General features: G+C 64.3%; 5 protein-coding genes. 1 reads left to right on the forward strand and 4 read right to left on the reverse strand.

Going from position 1 to position 3,279, the window contains the following annotated elements:
* Nucleotides 1-231: 231 nt before the first annotated feature.
* The 4 genes from RUW20_RS01590 to RUW20_RS01605 form a co-directional block, all read right to left on the reverse strand.
* Nucleotides 232-501, reverse strand: a complete 270-nt coding sequence (locus RUW20_RS01590; protein WP_313950443.1) for a hypothetical protein — start codon at nt 499-501, stop codon at nt 232-234.
* Nucleotides 502-614: 113 nt separating this feature from the next.
* On the reverse strand, nt 615-1,706 hold the full coding sequence (locus tag RUW20_RS01595) for a hypothetical protein (protein ID WP_313950444.1): 1,092 nt from the start codon (nt 1,704-1,706) through the stop codon (nt 615-617).
* Between the two features lie 219 nt (nt 1,707-1,925).
* A complete protein-coding gene (locus tag RUW20_RS01600; protein ID WP_313950445.1) occupies nt 1,926-2,168 on the reverse strand; it encodes a hypothetical protein in 243 nt (80 codons plus the stop codon).
* A 275-nt stretch (nt 2,169-2,443) separates the two neighbouring features.
* Complete coding sequence (locus tag RUW20_RS01605) at nt 2,444-2,623, reverse strand: hypothetical protein (RefSeq protein WP_313950446.1); 180 nt, start codon at nt 2,621-2,623, stop codon at nt 2,444-2,446.
* 516 nt (nt 2,624-3,139) lie between these two features.
* On the opposite strand from RUW20_RS01605, the gene RUW20_RS21595 reads away from it, so the two are divergent.
* Nucleotides 3,140-3,274, forward strand: coding sequence for an HU family DNA-binding protein (locus tag RUW20_RS21595; protein WP_409559279.1), 135 nt, complete (start codon nt 3,140-3,142; stop codon nt 3,272-3,274).
* Nucleotides 3,275-3,279: the final 5 nt, after the last annotated feature.

Raw genomic sequence — 3,279 nt, forward strand, 5'->3', positions numbered from 1 at the left:
CCTACATCACTCGCCACGAGCTACCCTTCGTACTTCGCCAGGCCGAACGCAAGGCCTTGAAGCTGGGCATGCTGTACGTCAGTACGGTCGCCAGGGGCGCCTTGTCGGTCACCGCCACGATCGACCGCAGCGAGCGCACCGTCGATCTGGCCGACACCCTCGGCATCAACAGCCCGGACAAGCCGCTGGACCTGCTCGAGGACAAGGGTGATCGCAATCTACTTTACAAACTCACCGCCCGGAAGGTCCACCATCAGCAGCAGGCCGTCGCAAACCCGGTGCGGCCTCGTCGAAGACCGGCGCTGCCGTGTAACCGAGCCAGCCGAGTGCGGCGAAGAGCGCCAGCCAGAGCACGGCCCAGACGGGCCCTTCGAGGTAGAAGAATCCCGCCCCGCCGACAGCGCGGCCCAGCGCGACGCTGGTTAGGACTACCACTGGCAAGGGCCATCGATCGAGCCATGCAAGAACCGGCCGTGCTGCCGGCTGACGACTGGTGGTCACGCGGCTGCTCCGTCAGTTAATGGTCGTGCTTTCGTCGCCACTGCCGAGCCCGCCCATCACGGGGGGCAGGGCGGAACGTGGCATTCATGGAAGAAGGCGTGCGCTCCGGGCTTTCACTGCCGCAGCAGCTTTTCTCGCAGCCACGTTCCAAGGGGTGACGGGTGGAGGACGTAAGCGACGCGCAGAGTGTTCGGGTGCTTCGGGTCAATCTCGCACATCAGATCATAGGACCTCTGCGCCAGCTCCTGCTCACCCTGGGCATGAAAGTAGCGCGCGACAATACTCTGGAAGCCCAATACCTCCGTTACATGGAAGCGCACGCGCTCGGGGTAGAGCAGTCTGAGATCGAGTTTGTGGTCGAAGATCTCGGCGATCCTGGCGGCTTCGCCGCGTCTCAGACAGTCCTCTGCCAAGGCGATGCGGCCAAACAGATAATCGGGGAAACGCCGCACCGTCTCCTCCAGAACGCGCGCGGCCTCGGCGTGCTCACCCATGTTGTGGCAAGCGGCGTACAGGTAGTTGTGCAGCTGGGCAATCTCCGGATACTGCTTGATGAGGACTCGCACCTCCGCCAGCGCCTCCCTGGGTTGGTTCTTCATTACCTTGGGGTACAGGGCGTTGATCCGTTCCTGGACGTCGGCGGGCAGTCGATCGAACGCAGCGTCGGCGATGGGCTCGTTCGTGATCTCGTAGCTGCACAGGGTCACCGGCCCCGTCAGCTCGCCGGCAAGGCCCGCCTGCTGGGCGTCGACAGCGGTCAGGAAGTGGAAGCCCTTGGCACCCAACCGGCTGGTCAAGGTTTCCAGGATGTGCTGCGACTGCGCTGGCGTGTCTTCAGCTCCGCTTACGTACAGTGGCTTGTCGTCCTTGCCGTAGGTGTAGCGCTGCGCACACGCGGCGGCGTCGATGTTCCCGAAGAGCGCGGCGGCAGCGGCATATTCGGCATGCGGTGGGAAGCCAAGATCTCGGGCGTAGTCGACCGCGCCCTCGATCAGCTTGCGCAGGCAGCCTGGATCGATCGCTTCGAAGTCGAAGGGCTGCACGAACGCCGCCCATTCGTCTGCTGAAACGACGCTGAAGCGCGCTTTCTTGACGCCCAGGCAGTAGACGTCGACCACAAAAGCGGCCAGGGCCATGTCGCCGTTGGGCAGCGCACGCGCCAGGGCGAGCATGCCGATGCCCTTGGCAAAGAGGTTCCTGGTCACCAGGGCAGCGTGGATCGGTAAATCCGCCGCCTGTGGGGCAGGCCGAGCTTCGCGAGGCTGTCGCGCAGGCCTTCGCGCGTTGTGGCTTTTGCGTTTTCTGGCGAGGGTCTTCTGCCGGCGTTTTTCGTCGAGCGTCATCGCGCTATCGCCCGCCGGTGACAGTTGTCGGAGAGGGATGCGATTGATGTGCATGCGGTCATGCGCACATTTTAGCGGAGGTCAGCTGATCGCGGCGCTGGCGACGCGCGAAGGGGGGCCATCAACGGCAAAAGGAGCGCCTTGCGCCTGCGTATGCGTGAACACCATGCCCTGGCCGAGAGTGCCTTCGCCGACCTTGAAGCGCGCTGCACGAATGTCCACAATGCCGCCGCGCGCGTCAGACGGCAGCGCCGCGAGCAAGGCCTCGATACGGTCGCGCTGAGCGCCAAGATCGCGATGCTGGGCGGCGAGTTCGCGAGACATGCGATGCTGCGTGGCCAGCGCGGCTTCGCGCTGGCGCTGAGAGTGCGCATCGGCGTGAGCGAGGCTTTTTGCTCGATCAGCAAGCCATCTTGCTCTTCGGGCAAGCCTTTTTTCTCGACGCGCAAAGCGGCGAGGTTTGCACCACAAGGCCTTGATGCTTGCACACCGAGGTTCAGAGGCTTGCGGCCAGGGATCGGAAGCTTGCCGTCGAGGCTCGGAGCCTTGCGCCTGAAGCTCCGAGCCTTGCGCGCCGAGGGCAACGCCTGGCGCCGCGCTCAGGCGCCGCCCGGGAGCGGTTTACGCTCGCGGCTGTAGCGACCGGCCATCGCTTCCTTCAAGGCATCGAGCCCGGCGCCCGTGCCGAAGACCTTGGCCAGCGCACAAGCCTCAAGCGCGGCGTTCAGGATGTCGCTACCGAGCGCCATTTCCGTGTCGTCGGCGCGGGCCAGCAGCACCCAGTTTCTCGCCGCTACCGACTGCGCGGTGCAGCGATTTCCGCCACCGCATCGGGTGCTTGGCCGTTAGCGTCGTCGCCTTCAGCGACTTTCTGGTCGCTCCATACCAAAGGCCGGTCGCGCTGAGACTCATCAAATCCCATGGGCTTGTAGCCAAACTCCGATCGCCTGTGGTGCTGCCCGCGGTTTTCTCCCCCGAGGCTTGTCCGACGCCTGCACGCAGCCTCCCCGCGCGCAACCGTGTTGGCAGTTCGAGGCAGGCATCCGACAAGCACGCGGTTGGCGTGATTCTTCCTTGCCAGATGGCATTGCCGTTTGATGCGGAAAGCATTTCTTCCTGTCGTCGGCAGGCCGAGTCGATGGCACGGCGTCGCGCGTGTTTTCGGGTGAAATGCCAGCGGCAATGATGAGGGAATCGGGCCCGCACTGGCCACCAAACACCACCAAATGGGGAGTAACTCGATGCACAAGTCCGAGTGAATTGAAGCGCTGGCGAGCAAAACTGAGCTGTCCAAGTTGGCCACGGGCCGTGCCGTTGAGGTTCTGCTTGAAGAAATCGTGGCCGGCGGTGCGGTGACGCGGGTGGGTTTTGGCGCTTGCAAAGCGGCACCGCGCGCGGCTCGCGAAGGCAAGAACCCGAAAATCGGCTGAGTCCC

The sequence above is a fragment of the Accumulibacter sp. genome (genome assembly GCF_032229525.1).
Classification (GTDB): Bacteria; Pseudomonadota; Gammaproteobacteria; order Burkholderiales; family Rhodocyclaceae; genus Accumulibacter.

Coding starts and splice junctions, on each gene's coding strand:
- RUW20_RS01600 (WP_313950445.1), bottom strand. CDS start 2,168: ATGTCTCGCGAACTCGCCGCCCAGCATCGCGATCTTGGCGCTCAGCGC.